The 22,141-nt window shown below is 69.7% G+C and carries 17 protein-coding genes; 2 read left to right on the top strand and 15 right to left on the bottom strand.

From position 1 onward, the window contains the following. The 7 genes from VFU06_11295 to VFU06_11265 all read right to left on the bottom strand — a co-directional run. The coding region (locus VFU06_11295) for a Gfo/Idh/MocA family oxidoreductase (protein ID HEU5209965.1) at window positions 1-942 on the bottom strand (942 nt) is incomplete at its 3' end. Continuing rightward, window positions 939-1,616 carry a hypothetical protein gene (locus VFU06_11290; GenBank protein HEU5209964.1) on the bottom strand — a complete coding sequence of 226 codons (678 nt, stop codon included), beginning with the start codon at window positions 1,614-1,616 and terminating at the stop codon, window positions 939-941. The genes VFU06_11295 and VFU06_11290, both read right to left, overlap by 4 nt. A gap of 116 nt (window positions 1,617-1,732) precedes the next feature. Continuing rightward, entirely contained in the window at window positions 1,733-2,995 is a 1,263-nt protein-coding gene (locus VFU06_11285) for a SpoIID/LytB domain-containing protein (GenBank protein HEU5209963.1), read from the bottom strand. Next, window positions 2,992-4,290, bottom strand: a complete 1,299-nt coding sequence (gene hemL / locus VFU06_11280; protein ID HEU5209962.1) for a glutamate-1-semialdehyde 2,1-aminomutase — start codon at window positions 4,288-4,290, stop codon at window positions 2,992-2,994. Before hemL ends, VFU06_11285 begins: the two co-directional genes overlap by 4 nt. Continuing rightward, the gene (locus VFU06_11275) at window positions 4,287-6,023 is read right to left on the bottom strand and encodes a radical SAM protein (GenBank protein HEU5209961.1); all 1,737 of its coding nucleotides are present in this window, start codon (window positions 6,021-6,023) and stop codon (window positions 4,287-4,289) included. The genes hemL and VFU06_11275 overlap by 4 nt, the downstream gene beginning before the upstream one ends. Before the next feature lie 136 nt (window positions 6,024-6,159). Further along, window positions 6,160-7,128: an outer membrane lipoprotein carrier protein LolA gene (locus tag VFU06_11270; protein HEU5209960.1), complete on the bottom strand. Its 969-nt coding sequence runs from the start codon at window positions 7,126-7,128 to the stop codon at window positions 6,160-6,162. Between the two features lie 608 nt (window positions 7,129-7,736). Then, on the bottom strand, window positions 7,737-9,980 hold the full coding sequence (locus VFU06_11265; GenBank protein HEU5209959.1) for a DNA translocase FtsK 4TM domain-containing protein: 2,244 nt from the start codon (window positions 9,978-9,980) through the stop codon (window positions 7,737-7,739). Between the two features lie 131 nt (window positions 9,981-10,111). Between VFU06_11265 and VFU06_11260 the strand changes: the two genes are divergently transcribed. Next, complete coding sequence (locus VFU06_11260) at window positions 10,112-11,371, top strand: hemolysin family protein (protein HEU5209958.1); 1,260 nt, start codon at window positions 10,112-10,114, stop codon at window positions 11,369-11,371. Window positions 11,372-11,603: 232 nt separating this feature from the next. Here the strand turns inward: VFU06_11260 and accC are convergent, their stop codons facing one another. The 4 genes from accC to VFU06_11240 form a co-directional block, all read right to left on the bottom strand. Beyond that, window positions 11,604-12,971, bottom strand: a complete 1,368-nt coding sequence (gene accC, locus VFU06_11255; protein ID HEU5209957.1) for an acetyl-CoA carboxylase biotin carboxylase subunit — start codon at window positions 12,969-12,971, stop codon at window positions 11,604-11,606. Between the two features lie 79 nt (window positions 12,972-13,050). Continuing rightward, window positions 13,051-13,641, bottom strand: a complete 591-nt coding sequence (gene accB, locus VFU06_11250) for an acetyl-CoA carboxylase biotin carboxyl carrier protein (GenBank protein HEU5209956.1) — start codon at window positions 13,639-13,641, stop codon at window positions 13,051-13,053. 10 nt (window positions 13,642-13,651) lie between these two features. Further along, window positions 13,652-14,119, bottom strand: coding sequence for a type II 3-dehydroquinate dehydratase (aroQ, locus tag VFU06_11245; protein ID HEU5209955.1), 468 nt, complete (start codon window positions 14,117-14,119; stop codon window positions 13,652-13,654). Next, a complete protein-coding gene (locus VFU06_11240) occupies window positions 14,116-16,881 on the bottom strand; it encodes a tetratricopeptide repeat protein (protein HEU5209954.1) in 2,766 nt (921 codons plus the stop codon). Before VFU06_11240 ends, aroQ begins: the two co-directional genes overlap by 4 nt. A 188-nt stretch (window positions 16,882-17,069) precedes the next feature. Between VFU06_11240 and VFU06_11235 the strand changes: the two genes are divergently transcribed. Next, complete coding sequence (locus tag VFU06_11235) at window positions 17,070-18,920, top strand: SurA N-terminal domain-containing protein (GenBank protein HEU5209953.1); 1,851 nt, start codon at window positions 17,070-17,072, stop codon at window positions 18,918-18,920. Window positions 18,921-19,092: 172 nt separating this feature from the next. On the opposite strand, the gene tatA is transcribed toward VFU06_11235, so the two are convergent. The 4 genes from tatA to VFU06_11215 form a co-directional block, all read right to left on the bottom strand. Continuing rightward, a complete protein-coding gene (gene tatA / locus VFU06_11230) occupies window positions 19,093-19,392 on the bottom strand; it encodes a twin-arginine translocase TatA/TatE family subunit (GenBank protein HEU5209952.1) in 300 nt (99 codons plus the stop codon). Between the two features lie 16 nt (window positions 19,393-19,408). Continuing rightward, the gene (locus VFU06_11225) at window positions 19,409-19,681 is read right to left on the bottom strand and encodes a hypothetical protein (GenBank protein HEU5209951.1); all 273 of its coding nucleotides are present in this window, start codon (window positions 19,679-19,681) and stop codon (window positions 19,409-19,411) included. A gap of 32 nt (window positions 19,682-19,713) precedes the next feature. After that, window positions 19,714-20,700: a polyprenyl synthetase family protein gene (locus VFU06_11220; protein ID HEU5209950.1), complete on the bottom strand. Its 987-nt coding sequence runs from the start codon at window positions 20,698-20,700 to the stop codon at window positions 19,714-19,716. Between the two features lie 57 nt (window positions 20,701-20,757). Next, window positions 20,758-22,141, bottom strand: a 1,384-nt coding sequence (locus VFU06_11215) for a tetratricopeptide repeat protein (GenBank protein ID HEU5209949.1), incomplete at its 5' end; no start/stop codon positions are given.

Genomic DNA, 22,141 nt, shown 5'->3' with positions numbered 1-22,141 from the left:
CATCAGTCGCACCTGCTCCGTGGGCAGCGGCAGCTCGACCTCGCCCCGGACCGCGCGGACGAATTCCGTGAGCGTGTTGCGGTACGAGGCGGTGTAGGCGTTCTCGCGGCCGGGTGGAGGGAGGCGGGGCGTGACGTCGAGCAGGCCGGCGTCGCCCTCCTTGTAGACCGCAACGGGCTGAATCATGGCGGAGCCGCGGGTGCCGAGGAGGCGCATGTAGTGGCGGTCGCGCTCCGCGACGAGGCTCCAGCTCACGGTGAGCGAGACGGCGGCGCCGTCCTCGAGGCGGACCAGGATCGCGCCGGTGTCCTCGACTTCGGCGCCGGGCGGGGTGTGGGTGTGCGCGACGACGCCCCCGACCCTGGGGTAGCCGATGACCCACAGGCAGAGGTCGAGCGCCTGCACACCGAGGTCCATCATTGCGCCGCCCCCGGCGGTGGCCAGCCGGTGACGCCAGGTCGGGCGTGCGTGGCGGACCTTCTTGTTGAGCCAGGCGCCGCGCGTCAGAAAGATGCGGCCGAGCTCGCCGCCGTCGGCAAAGGGCTTGATCGCCTGCGTGTCGGGGCGGTAGCGGTTGTTCATCGCGACCATCAGCGTGCGTCCCGTGCGCCGTGCGGTCTCGATGACGCGCTCGCACCCCTCCTCGGTCAGTGCGAGCGGCTTTTCGACGAGCACGTGCTTGCCCGCCTCCATTGCCGCGATCGCCTGCTCCTCGTGGCGATGGTTCGGCGTGCAGATCACGATCGCATCGATGTCGGCTTCGTACACCTGCTCGTCGGTGCGCATGGCGCGGGCGCCGAAGCGGCCGCCGATCGTGCGCGTCTTCACGTCGTCCGCATCGCCGACGACGTCGAGCGTGACGCCGTCGAGCTGCGCCAGGATCGGCAGGTGCACCACCTGCGCGATGGAGCCGAGGCCGAGCAGGCCGACGCGCACCGTCATCGGTCGATTCCTGTCGTGCCGGCACTGGCCGGACGTTGCGGCAGCATGATGGAGATGCCGGCGCGCACGCCGGGGTAGTGGATGTCGCTGAGCAGTGTGTAGCGGCCTTCGCCGTAGATGCGCAGGCGCTCGAGCAGCTGGTACTCCGCACCCGTGGAGAACGCGACCGCCGGGCTGATCGAGTCGAGCAGGTCCTCTACGAACGTGTCCTCGATCGAGGTGCCGCGGCCGTTCAGCGCATGGATGCCGAGCCCCGCGCCGAGGAACGTGATGATGTTGCCCGGCACGGTCCACACCATCTGCGCGTCGACCGTCGCGGATACGTCGCTCCACCGAACGCGACCCAGGTCGGCGGCCGTGAGATCGACGCCCTGCTCCTGCAGCGCCGGCAGCTGCTCGAGCCGGTCGGCAAGGCGCTGCAGCTCGGGCTCCTTGAAGGCGGAGCTCCAGTACGAGAGCGTGGACGAGATGCGCACCGCCGGGCCGAGGAAGCCCAGGTCGAGCCGCACACTGTACTGATCCGTGGATTCGACCTTGTTCGGCCAGATGTAGCCGTAGTCGAAGCCGAAGCCACGGAACGTGAGGTTCTCGTAGTCGTAGTCGGCGAGGGTCTGCGCCTGCGCGGCAGACACGCTCGTAAGCATCAGAAAGCCGAACAGCAGCAGCTTCCGCATCCACCCTCCGTCACGTTGATCCCAGTGTTCTTCGACGCCGTAACGTCCAGTCCTGAACGCCACCGCACCCGGAGCAGCCGATCCAGCCGCGCGGGCCCCTGAACAACGACTGCTCCCTAGTACAGCCGTTCCAGTCGCGCGCCCGTGTAGTACGCCGCCAGGATCTCGCGGTACGACTGCCCCGCGCGCGCACGCCCCATCGCGCCGACCTGGCACATCCCGATCGCGTGACCCCAGCCGCCGCCCTCGACGTGCAGGTGCTCGACGGTGCCATCGTCGCCGGTGGTGGCCTCGAGCTCGAGCAGCATGGAGCTGTTCAGGATCGGCCCGCCCGGTTCAGTGCGCAGCACCCAGCGGAGCGAGTCCATGCGCACGCGATACGTCTGTCCATCTGCCGTGACGTCGATGGTGACCCGCTCGGACGCGTTGCGATCGACGATGCGCACGTCGTTCACGCGCTGCACGCTCTGCACTGCGCCGCGCGTGTGTGCGCGCAGTGTTTCGCCGAGCACCTGCACCAGCTCCTCGCGCGTCCAGTCGTTCTGCCAGCGGAAGCGGCTGGACGTGTCGCAGTAGTGCTGGTCGGTGCCGGGCACGCGGTCCGACACCGAGCGCAGGTACGGCAGCGGCGCGCGGCCGGCCCACGACTCCTCGATGGACGCGGTCCTGCCGCCGCACGTCGAGCTGTAGTAGGCAAGGATCGGGCGGCCGTTGTGCGTGAGGATCTCACCGCGCGTCTCGTGCACGGCCCGCGACACGATCGAGTCCTCGTCGCTCGCGCCGCCGTAGACCTGGTCCTGCACGGTCGCGTAGAAATCGAAACCGAGGTTGGAGCGGCCGTTCATGTTGCCGACCGCATACGTGCGCGCGGCGACTGCCTGCGCCTTCATCGCATCGATCTCGTTCGCCGGACGGCGCCCGATCTCGCGCGGCACGACGCCCAGCAGGTAGGCCTCCAGCTCGAGCACGTTGATGGCCGTCACGCCGCTGTCCGCGATGCGGACCAGCGCCTCCCCGCGGTACGGGCGGCCACCCAGGCGCACCGTGTCGTTCTCCGCACGGACACGCAGCGTCTGCGCGCTGCCGCTGAACTGCCCTCCGCGGTCGGACTGACCGCGCAGCACGCCGCCGCTGTTCCGCACGACGAAGACCTCGCCGGGCTCACCGCGCGCGACGACGTCACCGGACGATTCCAGGATCGTGAAGCGCGCGCTGGAGCTGACGCCCACCGTCGCACTGTCGACGATCACGCCGACGCGTACCACCGGCTCGCGGCTCGGCAGGCCGCCAGGCGAAGGGGCGGGACCCGTCGGCTCGCCCGGCCGGCAGGCGGCCGCGAGGAGCGTGGTCAGGACGAGAGCGCGCGCCGCACGGCTCATTGCTGCGCCTCCTTCATGGCTGCTGTGATCTGCTCGACCGTGTGGTCGATGTCCGCATCCGTGTGCGCGGTCGAGAGGAACATCGCCTCGAACGGTGAGGCCGGCAGGAACACGCCGCGTTCCAGGCAGGCGCGGTAGAAGCGCGCGAAGAACTCCAGGTCCACCCGCTGCGCATCGGCGAACGTGCGAACCGGCCCCTCGACGAAGTGCCAGCCGAACATCGCGCCCAGCGCACCGCCCCACGCCGGGATGCCGAGCTCGCGTGCTGCACTCGTGACGCCTTCGACGAGCCGCTGCGCGCGCGCCTCCAGCTCTGCGTGCGGCTCGCTTTCCCGCAGGAAGAGGAGCTGCGCGATACCCGCGGCCATTGCGAGCGGATTGCCGGACAGCGTGCCCGCCTGGTAGACGGGACCGGCGGGAGCGATGCGCTCCATCAGTGCGCGACTGCCGCCGTACGCGCCCACCGGCAGTCCGCCGCCGATCACCTTGCCGAGCGTCGTCAGGTCCGGCTCGATCCCGAACCGCTGCTGTGCACCGCCCGCGGCCACGCGGAAGCCTGTCATGACCTCGTCGAGGATGAGCAGCGCGCCGTGCTCGCGCGTGATTGCGCGCACACTCTCGAGGAACCCGGGCACGGGCGGGATGAACCCGCTGTTGCCCACGACCGGTTCGATGATGACGCAGGCGATGCGTTCGCCTTCCGCTTCGAACAGCGCGCGCAGTGCATCGACGTCGTTGTACGGCGCGGTTCGTGTGAGCTCGGCCGCGGCGCGCGGGACACCGGGTGAGTCGGGCAGCCCGAACGTCGCGACGCCACTGCCCGCCTTCACGAGGAAGTAATCCGCGTGACCGTGGTAGCAGCCTTCGAACTTGACGACGACGTCGCGACCGGTCGCCGCGCGCGCGAGTCGCAGCGCGGACATCGTCGCTTCCGTGCCGCTGTTCACGAAGCGGACCATCTCCACGGATGGCACCAGCTCGACGACCAGCTCAGCCAGCTCGACTTCCGCGCCGCTCGGCGCGCCGTAGCTGGTGCCGCGCATCACCGCCTCGGAGAGCGCGCGCACGATGGAGGGATGCGCATGCCCCAGCATCAGCGCACCCCAGCTCATCACGTAGTCGAGGTAGGCGCGTCGGTCGACGTCGAAGAGCCGCGCGCCCGCGGCATGATCGACGAAGAACGGCTCCGCGCCGACCTTGCCGAACGCGCGCACGGGTGAATTGACGCCGCCCGGAATCAGCTGCTGCGCGCGATGGAACAGACGCGCACTTTCACTCGCCGTCACCGTGCTCACGCTCCTCCCTCCCCTCCGTCGGTCCGCGTGCCGATCAGGTCGTCGTCCAGTACGTCATCGATGCGCACGCGTACGAACTCGCCCGGCTGCGCATCGCCGCTGTCACCGATGTGCACGACACCATCGATCTCCAGCGCCTGTCCGACCGTGCGGCCGACAGCGCCGCGCCCGTTCACGTGGATGTCCCCTGCGTGGTCGGTTGCGGCGTCCGTCTCCGTTGCAGCGTCCATCCCACTGTCACGGCCAACCAGTGAATCGACCAGCACGGTCGCCTCGCGGCCGATCCACCGTTCGTTGCGTTCCATGGTGATCGAGCGCTGCAGCTCGAAGAGTCGCTCGAGGCGCTCGCGCACCGCGCTGTCCGGCACGCGTTCCGGCATCGTCGCCGCCGGGGTTCCTTCCTCGACCGAGTACGGGAATGCGCCGAGGTGATCGAAGCGCACCTCCTCGAGCAGCTCGAGCAGCTCCTCTAAGTCGTCTTCGGTCTCGCCCGGGAAGCCGATGATCAGCGTCGTGCGCAGCGACAGGTCAGGAATCGCCTCGCGCAGCCAGGAGACGCGCTCGCGAATCGTGGCCTGCCGCTCGGGGCGCCGCATCCGCGTCAGCACCGCGTCGGCACCATGCTGGATCGGCATATCGAGGTACGGCACGATGCGCTGCTCGCGTGCCATCAGCTCGACCAGCTCGCGCGAGATGCCGGACGGGTACATGTAGAAGAGGCGCAGCCAGGGAACGTCGGTCTGCTCGAGCAGCGCTGTGAGCAGATCGGGCAGGAGGCCGCGGCGTGAATTCGAGATCGGATTCGAGATGGAACGGCGGGCCGGGGCCGTGGGCCCGGGCCGGGGCCCGGGGGAAACGGCGGGTATTCCGGTTGCCGCCTGACTACCGGTTGCCGCGCCGTGTCCGGTTGCCGCGCCGTTACCGGGTGCCGCACCATGGCCGTGGTTGCTGCCGTCCGCAGCGCTTCCGGCCATGCGCGGGAACACCCTGCCGACGAACAGGTCACCCTCTGCGGGTGCGTTGCCGCGCAGCAGGTCGCGGCCGTACCACGTCGTGTCCTGCGAAATGACGTTCAGCTCGACGACGCCTGCAGCGGAAAGCTGCTGCGCCTCGCGCACCAGCGCGTCGATCGGCGTCGAGCGGTGCTTGCCGCGCATCAGCGGGATCGCGCAGAACGCGCAGCCGTGATCGCAGCCTTCGCTGATCTTGAGATAGGACGTGTGGCGCGTGCGCGTGGAGAGCACGCGCAGTGGCCGCTCCATCGTCGAAACGGCGTCCGCCGGCGGCAGCACACCCCGTGCGCGGAGCTGCGGCACGAGCTGCTCGGCCTCGGTCAGCCGGATGAAGAGGTCGACCTCCGGCAGCTCCGTCTCGAGCTCTTCCTTGTAGCGCTGCACCAGGCAGCCCATGGCGACGACAGCGCGGATGCTGCCCGCCTCCTTGAGCCGCACGGCATCGAGGATGGCGTCGACGGACTCTTCGCGGGCGGCGTCGATGAAGCCGCACGTGTTGATCACGACGACGTCGGCGCTTTCCGCCTCGCCCACGAGGCGGGCGCCCGCGCCCATCAGCCGGCCGAGCTGCCGCTCCGAGTCGACGGTGTTCTTGTCGCAGCCAAGGGTGACGAGGCGTACTCGCGGGGCAGAGGGATCACGCGCGATCGCCGGAGCCGGTGCGCTCGCTGCGCGCTGTCCCAGCACCGGGAGGGGTGGTCTACGGCTCGTCGTCGTCATGCAGTGGCTTCGAAAAAAGGAAAGCCCGGGGGCGAAGTATAGGCCACCCCCGGGTCTGGATCAAACTGTGAACGGCTCGTACGTGCGTCGAGTCTCGCCGGCATTCGCGTCGACGTCCGATGCCCCCACGGCGACGTCAGCGACGGTCGACGATGCGCGCGCCGGCCGGCGGCGTGAAGCGGAAGACGTCGTCACCCAGCCTCACGTTGGGTCGCAGCCCGCTCAGATCGAACCGCCGCACCGACCCGTTCTCTTCGGTGATCTCGAAGCGCCGCGCGAGGTAGTCGCGCGTGTCGAGCCAGACCTTGAGCGAGGTGTAGCCGACGCGCCCGCGCGGCACCAGCGTGAGCACGTGCGCGGAGCGGCCGCCCACGTCCTCGGTGCCGTGCAGCGTCGCCTCGAATCGCTCCGTCGGGTCACCGATGAACTGCGCCTGCAGGTCCACGCCACCGCTCGCGCCCTGCGAAGCCGGCATCCGGAGCACCTGCTTCTCGTCGACGCTCGGATAGTAGACCCAGAAGTACTCGCCGTCGCTCACGATCCGGTCACCATCCGGCTGCGAGAAGCGCAGCGCGATCCGGTCCGGCCGCCGCTGATAGAGCGTCCCCCGGCTGTTCGTGGTGCGGCGCAGCAGCGGGTTGGTCATGGTCATCGCGAACTCCGCCTGCATCGACTGCACGTCCGCGTAGGCAGCGGCGGCCCGGGCGAGGATCGCATCGGCGGTGAGCTGCTGCCCCGAGCCGCCAGGGCTCTGCCGGGCAGCGGGGCCCGACGGTACCGCCTCGCCGCTGGTGGGGCTCGCGGCACCGTTGCCGGCCTGACCGCCGGGGGTGGACGAAGCGGCACCCGTCCCCCGCGATGCAGAGGGATCCGTGGGGCCGCTGTCAGGGGGCAGCGTGTCGTCCGGGAGCGAGTCCGCCTGGACGGAGTCCTGCCCCAGCGAATCGGCCGGAATCGAGTCCGGACCGAGCGGCAGGCCAGGCGCGATCACGGCGCCCGGCACCGTGTCCGCCACCTCCTCCACGCGCGGCAGCCGATCCCGCGTGACCAGCGCGATGAGCACGACGGCTGCAACCAGGGCGGCAACGAGCAGAATTCGCTTCATCCAGACCGATACCCGGGCATGCGGGCGGCCGTTCCGCAGCGTGCTGCCGCCGACGGGGGGTTGGGCGGGCCTGGGGCTAACACCAACTCAGCTGTGTTGGGTTGGGTTCGATGTCGCCGGGATGAGGTCGGCATCCGGACGCGGTGGATCGGGAGGACGGAGGGCGTGATACAATGGAAGGGCGGTTTGCAATCTTGCTTTGACCATCGCAGGCAATGTTGCTCGCGTCCGCTGTCGCGGCGATGCGTGCAACGTTGCCTTTGATTATCGCAGCCAACGTTGCTCGCGTTCGATGCCGCCGCGATGCGTGCAACATTGCCTTTGATTATCACAGCCAATGTTGCTCGCGTCCGACCGCGCGGCGATGCGTGCAACGTTGCCTTAGATCCTCACCTACTCCGCGCGTTGCTCCTGGAGCAAGTCCGCCTCAGTCCTCGCCCGGTACGTGCTCCAGCGACGCCATCCTCACCCGCTCCGCGCGCTGCTCGTGCAGCGAGTCGCCTCAGTCCTCGTCCGGCACGTGCTCCGCGACTCCGTGTCGTTGGGCCCCCGGAACAGGCCCGCGCCGTCTTCACCCGCTCAGCGCGCTGCTCGTGGAGCGAGCCCCCTCAGTCCTCGCCCAGCACGTGCTCCAGCGATTCCATCCCCACCAGCACCTCGCGCGGCTTGGACCCGTCGGGCGGGCCCAGGATGCCGGCGTTGTGGAGCTGGTCGATGATGCGCGCTGCGCGGCCGTAGCCGACGCGGAGCCGGCGCTGCAGCAGCGACGTCGAGCCCTGGTTGTGCTGCATGCAGATCTCGGCCGCCTGGCGGAACAGCTCGTCGCGCTCCTCGATCATGTCGAGCTGGTCGTCGGCGTCGGCGCTCGCCTCACGTGAGCGGACGTACTCGAGGATGTCGTCCTCGGCGCGGGGTTCCTCGATTGCCTGTTCGCGGTACCACGACATGAGGCGCTCGGTGTCCTCGGTCGACAGGTACGCGCCCTGGATGCGCACGGGATCGGACGTGCCGGGCGGCAGGAACAGCATATCGCCGTTGCCGAGCAGTGCGTCGGCGCCGTTCTGGTCGAGGATGGTGCGCGAGTCGACCTTGGAGCTGACGCGGAATCCGATCCGGCAGGGGAAGTTCGCCTTGATCAGACCCGTGATGACGTTCACGCTGGGCCGCTGCGTGGCGACGATCAGGTGGATGCCGATCGCGCGCGCCTTCTGCGCGAGCTGTGCGAGCGGCTTCTCGATTTCGGCCTGCACGGTCATCATCAGGTCGGCGAGCTCGTCGACGACGACGACGATGTACGGCAGCGGCCCCTCGGTGTACGTCCAGCGCTCGGGGTCGTCCTCGTCGCCGACCGGCTCCGCGCGCTTGAGCGGCACCTCGTCGTTGACGCGCTGGTTGAACTCGGCGAGCGAGCGCGTGCCGTTCACGGACAGCAGTGCGTAGCGCCGCTCCATCTCCATCACCGCCCACTTGAGCACGGTCGCGGCGTCCTGCGGATGCGTGACGACCGGATGCCTGAGGTGGGGCAGGTCCGCGTACATGCTGAGCTCGACCATCTTCGGGTCGACCATGAGCAGTCGCAGCGAGCGCGGCGAGTGTCGGTAGATGAGCGAGGTGATCAGCGTGTTGATGCAGATCGACTTGCCGGAGCCGGTCGCGCCCGCGATCAGCAGGTGCGGCATCCTGGCGAGGTCGGCGACGTACGGCTTGCCGGTGAGGTCGCGGCCCAGTGCGAGCGGCAGTGTGCCGCGTGCCTTCTGGAACGCCGCCGTTTCCAGCAGCGGCCGCAGGTAGACGGTGTCCGGCTCCGGGTTCGGCACCTCTACACCGACGGCGCCCTTGCCCGGGATCGGCGCGACGATGCGGATGCTGGGCGCGCGCAGTGCGAGGGCGAGGTCGGCGTCGAGTGCGGCGATGCGGTTCACCTTCACACCCGGCGCGGGCACGACCTCGAACTGCGTGACGACGGGTCCCGTCGTGCGTCCTGCGATCTGCCCCTCGACCTTGAACGTGCGCAGCGTCTGGATCAGCACCTCGCCGAGGCGGTCCAGCTCGCTGGCGCTGAGCGCGTGGTCGCGTGCGACGCCCTCGCTCAGCAGGTGCACGGGCGGCCGGTCGTCGGAGCCGGGATTGCCCGTGTCCTCGAGCACGTGCTCGCTCTTCGCCGCCTTCTTCACCGCGCGCAGCGGATTGAGCGCGGCGCGCGCGCCGTCGGTGAGTGCGCGCGCGGTCGCCTTGACGACGCCGTCGCCCTCCGTCGAAACCGCTTCCGGCTCCGGCTCGCTCGCGCGGCCGACGAACGCGGGAATCGGCTGGGGTTCGTCGGGCAGGACGTCGCCCTGCTCATGCTCGCGACGCTCCGGCCAGCCGAGCGTGGCGATGGTAAGGCCGATGAGCAGGATGACGAAGGTGATCAGCGCACCGACGATGCCGAGCAGTGCGACGAGCGGCAGCGCCAGGGTGCGGCCGATCCAGCCTGCCGCCGCTTCGGGAAGGAAGGGCGAATTGTCGAACTGCGCGTTGTCGGCCCAGAGCGCGGCGATCGCCGGCAGCAGGAACGCGAGCCCCGCGAGAAACGCGGCCCAGCGGCCGGCGGAGGAATGCTCGAGCCGGCCGAACAGCCGCGCACCCGAAAGCACCAGCACGACAGGAACGAGCAGAATTCCAGCGCCGAAGACGCCGAACCCCACGCGTGCGATCGCAGCGCCGAGCACGCCCATGATGTTGCCATCGGGGAAGAGCGCGCGTGCGCCATCACCGAAAAGCGAAACGGGGATCAGGCTGAGTCCGACGAACAGGGCGAGCGCGAGGATCGCCAGCCCGAGAAGCTGTCGTCGCTGGGATTCGGTCAGCATGGCGGAAAAGATAGCGGAAAAAAGAGGCGCGGAACAAGCGGCGCCGGTTGGCAGCCACCCTCGTGGTGTCTACCTTGCCCTCCAGCCCCGCAGACGCTGCTCGCCGGCGGGCGTGTCACCCCGGAGGACATTTGACCGCGCTCATCCTCGTCATCACGCTGGGCCTTGCCATCTCCTTCATGTGCTCGATCCTGGAGGCGGTGCTGCTCTCGATGACGCACTCCTACGTTGCGCTGCTCCAGGAGCGCGGGGAGCGGAGCGGCGATCTGCTCGCGCGCATGCGCGCGAACATCGATGAGCCGATCGCTGCGATCCTGACACTGAACACGATTGCGCACACGGTCAGCGCCTCCGTTGGCGGTGCGCTCGCGCTGCGCGTGTTCGGCGACGCATGGATCGCACTGTTCTCCGCACTGCTGACGCTCGCCATTCTCGTGCTGTCGGAGATTCTGCCGAAAACGATCGGTGCGACGTTCTGGAAGCAGCTCGGTCCGCCCGCCGCCTACGTGCTGCGCGTGCTGATCATCCTGCTCAAGCCGGTGCTTATCCCGCTGGCGTGGTTCAACCGGCTGATCACCCCGTCGGGTGAGAAGGGTCCGACCGTCTCGCGCGCCGAGATCGAGATCCTGGCCGAGATCGGACGCCGTGAGGGAACGCTCGACGAGGAGGAGTGGAAGGTCGTCACCAACGTGATGAACCTGAGCGAGGTCCGCGTGGACGAGGTGATGACGCCACGCACGCGCGTGATCGCACTCGACATCGAGGACGGTCTCGACGGCGCGCTGGAGCTGTTCACCCGGCACGGCCACCGGCGCTACCCGGTCTACGAGGAGTCGATCGACGACATCGTCGGCATCATCACCGTGAGCGATCTGCTGCGTGCGCGCCAGGAACCCGACGCCGAGCTGCGCTCCATCCTGCGCCATCCGCGTTTCGTTCCCGAGAGCAAGCCCGTCGAGGACCTGATCCGCGAAATGCGCCGCGACCGGATCAGCATGGCGGTCGTGATCGACGAGTACGGCGGCACGGCAGGCATCGTCACCCTGGAGGATCTCTTCGAGGAGATCATCGGCGACATTCGCGACGAGCACGACCCGGACTTCGAAGCGATGCGCCGGGCGCCCGACGGCTCCTGGCGACTGTCCGGCGGCACCAGCATCTACGAGGTCAATGACCGCCTGAATCTCGAGTTGCCGGAGTCCGACCACGCGACGATCGCGGGCTACCTGATCGAGCGCCTCGGCCGCCTGGGCAAGCAGGGCGACGTGGTGGAAACGCCGGAGGCGCGTTTCGAGATCGTCTCGACGGAGGGACGGCGGATCGAGTGGGTGAGGGTGCGGGTCAGGGGGGAGAAGGGGCCGGGGGGACCGGGGGGGCCGTCAGGGCCGTAGGGGCCGGCTGGGCCGTCGGGGCGTACGGCGGGCCGTTGGGGCCGGCGGGGCCGGCAGGGCGAACGGCTTGAGGCGGGGCCGTCAGGGCCGGCTGGGCCGTCAGGGCGAACGGCTTGAGGCTCGGGCCGGCTGAGCCGGCTGGGCCGGCGGGGCCGTCAGGGCGAACGGCGGGCCGGGCTGGCCGGTGACGCCGACGGCCCAGCCGGCCCCGACGGCCCGGCCGGCCCGAGCCTCAAGCCACCGCCGCTTCCTTCCGCTCCGCCATCCACCGCTCCACGAACTTCGTATCGAAGTTGCCCTCCACGAAGTGTTCGTCGGCCATCAGCTCGAGCAGGAACGGCGTCGTCGTGTGCACGCCTTCGATGATGAGCGACTCGAGCGCGAGGCGCATGCGGGCGATCGCCTCGTCACGGGTGTTCGCGTGCACGATCAGCTTGCCGATCAGCGAGTCGTAGTTCGGCGGCACGCGGTAGCCTGCGTACGCGTGCGAGTCGACGCGCACGCCCGGCCCGCCCGGCGGATGAAAGATGCTGATGACGCCGGGGCTCGGTGCGAAGTTGCGCGCGGGGTCCTCGGCGTTGATGCGGCACTCGATCGAGTGACCGCGATACTCGACGGCGTCCTGTGACGGGATCGACAGGTGCTCGCCGGCGGCGACGCGGATCTGCTCCTTCACGAGATCGATCCCGGTCACCAGCTCCGTCACCGGGTGCTCGACCTGGATGCGCGTGTTCATCTCCATGAAGTAGAAGCTGCCGTCCTCGTCGAGCAGGAATTCCACGGTTCCCGCCGAGTAATACCCGATCGCGGCCGCGCCCCGCACCGCCGCCTCGCCGATGCGCGCGCGCAGGTCCTCGTCGACGGCGACCGACGGCGCTTCCTCGATCAGCTTCTGGTGACGCCGCTGCAGCGAGCACTCGCGCTCACCGAGATGCACGATGTGGCCGTAGCGGTCGCCGATGAGCTGGATCTCGATGTGGCGCGGCTTGACGAGGTACTTCTCGAGGTAGACCGACGGGTCGCCGAACGCGCTGCGCGCTTCGTTCTGCGCCATCTGGAAGAGCTGCAGGAACTGCTCTTCCGAGTTGGCGACGCGCATGCCCTTGCCGCCGCCGCCGGCCGCAGCCTTGATGATGACGGGGAACCCGATCTCGCGGGCGACGGCGAACGCCTCGTCGGGGTCCTCGATCGCGCCTTCACTGCCGGGCACGGTCGGCACGTCGACGCCCATCATCGTCTTGCGCGCCATCGCCTTGTCGCCCATGAGCCGGATCGACTCGGGCGACGGCCCGATGAACGTGATGTCGCTGCGCTCGCAGATCTCGGCGAACTCGGCGTTCTCGGCGAGGAATCCGTAGCCGGGGTGGATTGCATCGGCACCGGTGACCTCGGCCGCCGCAATCAGGCGGGGAATGTTGAGGTAGCTGCCCGCCGCGGGGGGCGGGCCGATGCAGACGTCTTCATCGGCGAACCGGACGTGCAGCGACTCGCGGTCGGCCTCACTGTAGACGGCGACGGTGCGCACGCCCATCTCGCGGCATGCGCGGATCACGCGGAGCGCGATCTCGCCGCGGTTGGCGATCAGAACCTTGCGGAACATTGATTTCGTTGTATGCGGACGTGAAGCGCGGCGCGGCGTCCCGGGACGTCGCGCCGCGTGCAGACAGCCCGAGGCGGCATCAGGCCGGCTCGATGCGGAACAGGACCTGGCCGTACTCGACCGGGTCCGCGTTCTCGACGAGGATCTCGCGCACGACGCCGTCGACCTCGCTCTCGAGCTCGTTCATGAGCTTCATCGCCTCGAGGATGCAGAGCGTCTGTCCCTTGTGCACGGTGCTGCCGACCTCGACATAGGCCGGTGCCTCCGGTGCGGGCGCGCGGTAGAACGTGCCGACCATCGGGGACGTGATATCGGTGAGGTTCGACGCCGCTGCCGTTTCCGCCGGCGCGGCGGCCGCCACCGGGTCTGCGGACTGAGCGGATGCCGGCGCCGCCGCAGGTGCTCCGGCAGGTGCGGGCAGCGCGACGGGCGGTGCAGCCGCCGGCACAACCGAGGGCACCGCTGCAACGGTGGCAGTCGGCGTCTTCGAGATCCGGATGCGCGTACCCGCGCGGTTGATCTCGAGCGTGTCGATGCCACTGTCATCGACCGCCTCGATGAGTCCCTTCAGGAAGTCCAGGTCCATCATGAGCTGGACCTGGCTGCCCCCCTCACGCGGCTGGCCGTTGCTGGCGGCCGCGCTCTTCTTCTGTCCGCTCTTCGCGGGCATGATCGGCTCCTTACAGCGCGGCGGCCGCCGATTCCGGCGCCACCGCCCGGCCCAGCCTGCCCGCCAGCCCGCGAATCGCGAGCGCGTAGCCTGCCGGGCCGAAACCCTGGATGATCCCGGAGGCACGTGGAGCCAGCAGCGACCGCTGCCTGAACTCCTCGCGTGCACTCAGGTTCGTCAAATGCACTTCCACGAACGGGCGACCGACGCCGACCAGCGCGTCCAGCAGGGCCACGCTGGTATGCGTGTAGCCGCCCGCATTCACCACAAATGCTGCGACGCGGGGCGCCGCGCCATGAATGTAGTCGATCAGCGCGCCTTCCGCGTTGGCCTGGAACGATTCGACCTCCAGGCCCACTTCCGCCCCCACTCGTACGCACTCGGCATCGATTTCCGCAAGGGTGGCGGTGCCGTAAAGCTCCGGCTCGCGCTGCCCCAGCAGGTTGAGGTTCGGCCCGTGAACGACGGCGATCCTCATCGCTTGAGGCTCTGCAGCCACGAGCGGAACATCTCGAGGTCCTCGTCCTCGTCCTCCTCCTGGGGCGGCCTGGACCGCTCGGCGGCAGGCGGCTCGGGGCGCGCTCCGCCCTCGACGCGCAGCCTCGGCTCGGGCCGGGTGTGCGGAACAGGCGCGACGTCGGCCAGCGCGATCGTCGGGTCCCAGCCCTCCATGGCCGGCTCGGGCGCCTCGTTCACCGCCTCCGCCTCGTGCAGCTCCAGCATGCCGTCGTCGGGCTCTCCAACCGGGGCCGGTTCCTCACCGCCGGCGTCGTGCTGCGCCCACGGCGCGGCCTCGGCGTCGGCCAGCTCGAACGGGAGCGGCTCACCGGGTTCGTCATCGACATCGGCACCCAGCGCAGCCAGGTCGAACGGCAGCGGCTCGGCCGCCGGCACTCCGGGATCCGTGCCGATCTGCTCGAAGTCGAAGGGCAGCGGCTCGGCGTCCGGCCCGTCCGCGCCTGTATCGGGCTCATCCAGGTCGAACGGCAGCGGCTCGGCGACCGGCTCTTCTGCCGCCACGGGCTCATCCAGCTCGAACGGCAGCGGCTCGGCAACCGGTTCCGCAGGGGCGGCCGCGCGCTCCTCGAACTGGAACGGCGGCGGCTCGTGGGCCAGTGAATCCTGCGACGCCGCCGGCTCGAACCACGTCGTGGGCTGCTCCTCCGCGACCTCGTCCTCCGGCGGCAGCGGCAGCAGCGTGTCCAGGTGCAGCCCAGAATCGCCGGACCGTACACCGAACGGCCGGGACACATCGGGCTCGGAGGCCTCCCCGAAGACGAACGGCTCCTCGGCCGATTCCGACTCTGCGGCGACGAACGGCTCCTCGACCGATTCCTGCTCTGCGGCGGCCGGTTCCTCCCCTGCCCCTTCCGGAGTCCAGTCCGCGGCGACGTCCGTCTCGCCGGCTTCCGGCTCCGCGGGCGGATGCGCACCGAACGCACTCTCGCCCGGCGCAAGGCCGTAGCCGTACTCGATCTCCATCCCGGATTCGGGCGCGGGCGCTGCCTCCGCAGCCGGCTCCGCGCCGAACACGAAGCCGTCGATGGTGTCCAGGTCGCCGGTGTCCTCTTCTTCGGCCCGGGTCTCCCAGGGCTCGATGACTTCGTCGCGCGCGGCGGCCTCCGGCTCGGCCGCGTCCCATGGCTGCAGCGGCTCGTCGGGGCCCGGCGCAGAGATGTCCGCGGTGTGCCACGGCTGTGGGGCGTCCTCCGCCGCCGTATCCGTCCCGGCGACGCCTTCGGTCTCCGCCGGATGCCAGGACAGCACGCGCTGCAGGTACTCGCCGATCGACGGCGCGGCCGCGACCGGCTCGTCGTCCTCCTCGTCGTCCTGCCATGCGTAGGCCGTGCGCGGCTGGTCGCCGCTGTCCCACGAGTCCGTGGTGCCGCTCAGCCAGACTTCGCGCGTTTCCTCGATGCCCGTGCGTTCCGCGCGCAGCGCGGCGGCCGCTTCCTCGGCGGCGCGTGCGCGCTCGCGAAGGCGCTCGTCGTCCGGGCGATCCCGCAACAGCGCGCGGTACACCGCGGCCGCGCGATCCGGGAAGCCCTGCGCCTCGTACAGCGTGGCCAGCGTTTCGGTGGGCACACCGTAGTCGCTGGGGGCCGCGTGCTGCTCCGCGGCGTACGCCCGGCCCGCGGCCGGCGCCCGGTCCGGCTCCACATGCTGCTGGTCGCCGGTGTGTCCGGTGTCCTCGTCGTACTCGGCCGCGCCCTCCGCGTCCTGCTCGAGAGGCGCTTCGACCGTGGGTCGGCCCGCAAACGGCTCCGGCTCGCCGGTGTAGACCGGCTCGGTCGCGTCGCTGTCCTCACCAGCGTGTCCCGCGGCCGTCGCGTCCGGCGCCTCGAGGCTCTGCGTGTCCTCGTGGCCGTGTCCCGCGCCGGCCGGCTCCAGCGGCTCGATCGCGTACGCGTCCCCCTGGTTCTCTGCGGCCGTCAGCTCCGGCGACTCGTCCTCCTCCACGTCGCCAGACGCGGCTCCTGCCGCCGCGGGCCACTCGTCCCAGCCGGTGGCGTCGTAGGCGTGATCCGCGGCCGGCTGCTCCGGCTCGTCGGAGGCCGCCGCCCCCGCGCCGCCGAAATCGATGCCGCTGAGGTCCAGCGGCACCGGATCGAACGGGGAGGGCGCAGGCTCGGCGGGCTCCGGCGTCGCCTGGCCGAAGCTGCCACCCAGGTCGACATCACCGAACGCGGGCGGTTCAACTGGCCCCGTCTCGCCGAAGCCGCCGGCACCGCCGCCGATCGCAGGTTCGGGGGTGTCCCACGACTGCTCGTCGCGCGACGCGCTCCAGGACGGCTGGGTGACGGGCGGCGGAGCGGGCGGCGGGCCGTGAAGCCGGGTCTCCAGCTCCGTGACGATCTCGCGCACTTCGGCCGCCGAGGGGTCCTGCTGGAGCAGCTCGCGGTAGTGCAGCAGCGCGTCCCCGTCGTGGCCGGCCGCGCGCGCTGCCTCGGCGAGGGAGCGGCGCGCGATCAGGTTCTCGGGGTCGAGCTCGAGCACGCGGCGAAAGGAGGTGACGGCGTCCTCCTCTCGACCGAGATCGGCGTAGACGCGGCCGAGCACGACGTGCGCGCTGGGGTAGTCGGGGTGGCGTTGCAGCCCGCGATCGAGGATGTCGCGCGCCCGGTCCAGCTCACCCGCGCGCCGGTAGGCCTCGGCGAGGTGCGTGAAGACACGACCGTCGGGATTGCTGGCGAAGAGCGCTTCGAGTTTCGCGATCTCGTCGCGACGTGACTCGGCCATCCTGGGAACGGGCTCCGGGGCTGAACACTGGGAGAAAGGCTGAGTGTACGAAGATAGACGAGCCCGCGCGAGGGTGTCAACGAACCGGGACACTCACGGGTTGAACCCGCGCGCGTGCGTCGGTACCTTCCTGAGCTACCGTTTTTCCCAGACACCCAGGTCTCTGACGACGCCGGAGCTGCAGTCCTATGGTCATGCGACAGATGCGCGAGAACACGAAGTGGATCATGCTGATCACCGCACTTGCGTTCGTCGCGCTGATGGTCTTCGAGTGGGGCATGGACGCGACCGGTCGTTCCGGCGCGCAGGTGTCGGGCGGTGAGATCGGCCGTGTCGAAGGCGAGCCGGTGACGTACGAGGAGTACATGCTCGCCTACCGCAACCTGTACAACCAGCAGCAGGCGGCGATGGGCGGGCAGGCGATCTCCAACGCGATGAACCGCCAGATCGAGGAGCGCGCGTGGGAGCAGGTCGTCACGGACAAGCTGATCCAGCGCGAGCTGAAGCGCCGCGGCATCCGCGTCACCGACGACGAGATCCGGCAGGCGGCGCGCAGCGTGCCGCCCGCGGAGTTCATGTCGAACCCGATGTTCCTGACCAACGGTCAGTTCGACATGAACAAGTACACGCAGTTCCTGGCGTCGCCGGCTGTCGACAACCAGCTCCTGCTGCAGCTCGAGGCGTACTACCGCGACATCATCCCGCGCAGCAAGCTGTACTTCCAGGTGGTCGCGGGCACGCACCTGACCGACGGCGATCTCTGGCAGATGTACCGTGACGCCAACGAGACGGCGTCCGTCCGTTTCCTCGCGTTCGATCCGAACCTGCTCGTTCCCGACGAGGCGGTCACCGTCACGGACCAGGAGATCCGGCGCTGGTACGATGAGCACCAGGAGGACCTGCAGCGGTCGGCGCAGGCCAGCGTACGCTTCATTGCGATTCCCAAGGCGCCGACGGGTGCAGACTCTGCCGCAGTGCGCACGCGCGTCGACTCGCTGCGCACCGCGATCGTGAATGGCGCCGATTTCGGCGCGGCGGCCCGCGCGCTGTCGGCGGACTCGGTGTCCGCAGTGAACGGCGGCGAGCTGACGATCCGGCGCGGCCAGACGGTGCCCGAGTTCGACCAGGCCGCGTTCTCCCGCCCCATCGGCCAGGTCGGCGAGCCGATCCGCACGATGTACGGCTGGCACCTGCTGCGCGTCGAGTCGCGCGACGGCGACAGCGCGGTGGTCCGGCACATCCTGCTGCCGGTGGAGCGCTCGCTGGAGTCCGAGGACGCGCTGCTCGCGCGCGCGGACTCGATGGACGCACTCGCGGAAAGCCGCTCACTGGACGAGATCGCGCGCACGTTCGGCCTCACGCCGTCCGAGGCCACGTTCAGTGAGGACTTCCCGGTGATCGCGCTCATCGGGCCGGTCGACGAGGGCGCCGACTGGGCGTTCGACGAGACCCCCGAGGTTGGCGAGCTGAGCCCCGTGCTCGAAAGCGAGAACGCGTTCTACATGCTCGAGCTCACCGGCCGCTCACCGGCCGGCACGATCCCCTTCGAGGAGGCGCGCAACGCGATCCGCACGCGGCTCATGACGGAGAAGAAGCTCGAGCGCGCGCGTCAGACCGCGAACCAGGCACTCGAGCAGCTGAACGGCGGTGCCTCCATGGAGCAGGTCGCGCAGTCGATGAACGTCGCGCTGCAGGAGCAGGGCCCGTTCACCCGCGGCGACAACGTGCCCGGGCTCGGCCAGGTCAACGCCGCGATCGGCACTGCCTTCGGACTCGAGCCCGGCGAGCGCAGCGGCGTCGTCGAGGCGAACGAGATGCTCTACATCCTCGAGTCGACCGGCCGCACCTTCGCCAACGAGGAGCAGTTCCGCGCACAGCTGCCGCTGCTGCGCCAGCAGACGCTCGCTTCGCTGCAGAACCAGCGCTGGAACCAGTTCCTGGCCGCCCTCGAGGAGGATGCCAAGGTCGTGGATGCGCGCGACCAGGTGCTGCAGCCGGCCTCCGCGCAGCAGCCGATGACGGGCGGGCTGGGGTTCTAGACGCCCGACGTCACGGGCGCGGGCCACTGGCACCGACTCCCCGCGCTGCGCGAGCCCGACCGCGCAACACAGAAGTCACAATAACGAACTGCCCACCGGCTCCGGCCGGTGGGCAGTTTCGCTTGATGACGCCGCAACGAGCCAGGCTGGCCGCGCGCCGAAGTCCGGTTGCCTACTCCCCGACCGGCCGCTCCGCCTCCCGCTCCTCGCGGACGGGCGTCGCCGGCGTGACCGGCGTCTGCTGCCGCGGCTGACCCGACGGGATCGAGCTGTTTGCCGGCGGCTGGTGGATCCGGTTGGGCTCGTCGGTGCGCTCGATCTCGCCCTTGATATCGCTCATCGAGCGCTTGAACTCGCGGATGCCCTTGCCCAGCCCGCTGCCCAGCTCGGGGAGCCGTTTCGCGCCGAAGAGCAGCAGCAGCACGATGAGCACGAAGACGAGCTCGAACGGGCCGAGGTTGAACGGGTTCATGATTCTCTCCGTGTGATCAGAACCAGGACCGCATCACGAGCGCAACGAGCAGGATGCCGACCAGGCTCAAGGCATTCACCGTCAACGTCAGTGGCCCGATGACGAGGGCCACGGCGATCAGATCGATACTGAGCGGACCGAGCGACGCCGAGACCGCTGTTGTCAGGAACTCGCGCGCCGCACTCTCCGGCATGAAGAGGACGGCGATCTTGGTGAAGAGTGCCCCGAGGAAGAGTCCGACGATCAGGGCCCACAACATCCGGGGAACCGCGCGCCGGGTCCCTACCATGCTACCGTCCGCTCCATACCAGGTTCCTCGCCTCAGTGTCGTCGGTCGATGACGTAGCTGATCGCGTCGCGCAGTGCGTCGACGGGCTCGCCAGCGGGGAGCGCGTCCAGCGCGTGTGCGGCACGTTCCCCGAATTCCCGCGCGCGGGAGCGGGCATACTCCAGGCCACCGTGTCCGGTGACCAGCTCGACGATGCGGCGGATGCCGTCGTCGCTCGGCTCCGGATCGGCAAAGAAGGCGTCGACCTCGGCGCGCTCGGCACGGGTGAAGCGCGGCAGTGCACGGATCAGCGGCAGCGTGACCTTGTGCTCGCGCAGGTCCTGCCCGGCCGGCTTGCCGGTCACCGACTCGTCGGACGTGTAGTCGAGCAGGTCGTCGGCGATCTGGAACGCCATGCCGAGCGCGTAACCGTACACGCGGAGCGGCGTGCGGAAGGACGCGTCGCCTGCGACGGCGCCGATCTCGCACGCGGCGGACATCAGCGATGCCGTCTTGCTCTCGATCAGCCGGTCGTAGTCGCGCTCGCTGAACTGCAGCGCGTCGCACGACGCGAGCTGCCGCAGCTCGCCCACGCTCATCTCGTTCGCGGCGCGCGAGAGCACGCGGAGCATCTCGACATCGTCGAACATGGTGAGCTCGGTGATCGAGCGGCTGTACAGGTAGTCGCCCATGATCACCGCGGTCTGGTGGTTCCAGAGCGCGTTGACGGTCGGCATCCCGCGCCGCAGCACGGAATGGTCGACGGCGTCGTCATGCACGAGCGTGGCGAGGTGCGTGAGCTCGACGACGGCGGCAAGGGTCGTCGCGCGCGGGTGCGGCCGGTCACCGATCTGGTTGGACAGCAGCAGCAGCGTCGGACGGAACAGCTTGCCGCGCGACCAGAGCAGGTGATCGTTGATCTCGCCGATCAGCTTGTAATCGGAGAATACGATCCGCCGAAGCTCCTCGAGCACCCCGTCCATGTGCTGCCGGACCGGGTGCTGGATCTGTGAGAGCTTCGGCAGTGTCGTGCGGAGCATCAGCTCACCGGGCGAATCGGGTAAACGCCGGGAAGCTAGGGAGTTGCGCAACGGCTGTCAAAGACGCGCGAGCCGCGCTGCGACATCGCGGAAGGTCATGTCGAGGCCGAGCACGCGCTCGTAGGAGTCGCGCGCCTGGTCCGTGCGCCCGAGCTGCTCGTTGGCGGCACCCAGGTAGTAGTACAGGCCCACGCGGTCCATCTCGTCCTTGACCGGCAGCTGCAGCGCACGCTCGAGCAGCTTGACCGCGACCGAGAACTGTCCCTTCTGCACGAAGCAGTCGCCCAGCTCCTCGTAGACGCGCAGCCGACCGTCGCCCGTGCGCAGCGCGACCTGGAACTGCTCGATCGCCTCGTCGAGCAGCCCCATCTCCTTGAACGCGAGGCCGAGGTCGTAGTGGGCTTCCGCATCCTCGGGCGAGACATGCTCGGCGAGCTTGGCCTTGAACTGCGACAGCACGGCCGCGAAATCGCGGTCCTCGTCGCCGGTGGGGTTGTCCTCGTTGACGAAGTAGCGCGTCTCGCCCGACGGCCGGTCCAGCTCCAGCAGCGACTTGAGGTCGACGTACTGCGGCGTGCGCTTCCGCTCGATCGCATCGAGCGCCTGGCGGGCCGCCGCGTGGTCGGGCTCGATTTCGAGGACGTGCTCGTAGATCGCCGCGGCCTTGGCGAGACCGCCCGACTCCTCGAGCGCGTTGGCGAGCGACAGGTAGGCACCCAGCCGGAGCGCGCGGTCGCCCGATCGTTCCGCGAGCTCCACGTGCACCTGGTGCAGCCGGATCTCCTGCGGCGTTTCGGTCAGCAGCGCACCGACCTCCTCCGCCGCCCGCCCGTACGCCGCTGCATCATCCAGCTCCTGGTGCAGCGACAGCAGGCGCCCGACCGCTCCGGCCACGTCGCCCCGGTCGATCGCACTGCGGGCCGCCACGATGACCCGCTCGATCGCCTCCCCCGAGCGGTCGATCCGCACGCCGGCCGGGTCGCTGGTGTCCTCCGCGGCCGTGCCGTCGGTCGTGAGCAGCGGCTCCTCGAATGCGACGTGCGCGCTGGCCTGCTCCTCGTCCGCATCCTCCTGCACGGCCGCGTCAGGCTCCTCCGGCTCCGGCTCCGGCTGCACCGCGGGCGCCGCCGTGTCGAAGGTGGGCAGCTCGATGTCGTCGACGACGTACTCCGCGTCCGGGCGCTGCTCGTCCATCGACTCAGCGGCGCCGTCCAGCGTCGCCAGCTCGGAGGCGGCCTCGTCCTCCTCGTCCAGTGTCGGCAGCTCGAACGCGGCCTCGTCCTCTTCGGTCTCGGCGGTCGCCTCGTCGCCGTCCTCCAGCGTCGGCCAGGCGAGCGCGGCGTCTTCCTCTTCGGCCTCGGCGCTCGCCTCGTCGCCGTCCTCCAGCGTCGGCAGCTCGAACGCGGCGTCTTCCTCTTCGGGCTCGGCGGGCGCCTCGTCG

Source organism: Longimicrobiales bacterium (assembly GCA_035764935.1).
Taxonomy (GTDB): Bacteria; Gemmatimonadota; Gemmatimonadetes; order Longimicrobiales; family RSA9; genus DASTYK01.
The sequence above is the reverse complement of the archived record's forward strand: the minus strand, read 5'-3'. Positions and strand labels throughout refer to the sequence as shown.

Bases quoted from the DNA above. Each gene is read 5' to 3' on its own strand.
- VFU06_11290 (HEU5209964.1), bottom strand. From the start codon at position 1,616: ATGCGGAAGCTGCTGCTGTTCGGCTTTCTGATGCTTACGAGCGTGTCT.
- VFU06_11285 (HEU5209963.1), bottom strand. From the start codon at position 2,995: ATGAGCCGTGCGGCGCGCGCTCTCGTCCTGACCACGCTCCTCGCGGCC.
- VFU06_11275 (HEU5209961.1), bottom strand. From the start codon at position 6,023: ATGACGACGACGAGCCGTAGACCACCCCTCCCGGTGCTGGGACAGCGC.
- VFU06_11270 (HEU5209960.1), bottom strand. From the start codon at position 7,128: ATGAAGCGAATTCTGCTCGTTGCCGCCCTGGTTGCAGCCGTCGTGCTC.
- VFU06_11265 (HEU5209959.1), bottom strand. From the start codon at position 9,980: ATGCTGACCGAATCCCAGCGACGACAGCTTCTCGGGCTGGCGATCCTC.
- accC (HEU5209957.1), bottom strand. From the start codon at position 12,971: ATGTTCCGCAAGGTTCTGATCGCCAACCGCGGCGAGATCGCGCTCCGC.
- accB (HEU5209956.1), bottom strand. From the start codon at position 13,641: ATGCCCGCGAAGAGCGGACAGAAGAAGAGCGCGGCCGCCAGCAACGGC.
- aroQ (HEU5209955.1), bottom strand. From the start codon at position 14,119: ATGAGGATCGCCGTCGTTCACGGGCCGAACCTCAACCTGCTGGGGCAG.
- VFU06_11240 (HEU5209954.1), bottom strand. From the start codon at position 16,881: ATGGCCGAGTCACGTCGCGACGAGATCGCGAAACTCGAAGCGCTCTTC.
- VFU06_11235 (HEU5209953.1), top strand. From the start codon at position 17,070: ATGGTCATGCGACAGATGCGCGAGAACACGAAGTGGATCATGCTGATC.
- tatA (HEU5209952.1), bottom strand. From the start codon at position 19,392: ATGAACCCGTTCAACCTCGGCCCGTTCGAGCTCGTCTTCGTGCTCATC.
- VFU06_11225 (HEU5209951.1), bottom strand. From the start codon at position 19,681: ATGGTAGGGACCCGGCGCGCGGTTCCCCGGATGTTGTGGGCCCTGATC.
- VFU06_11220 (HEU5209950.1), bottom strand. From the start codon at position 20,700: ATGCTCCGCACGACACTGCCGAAGCTCTCACAGATCCAGCACCCGGTC.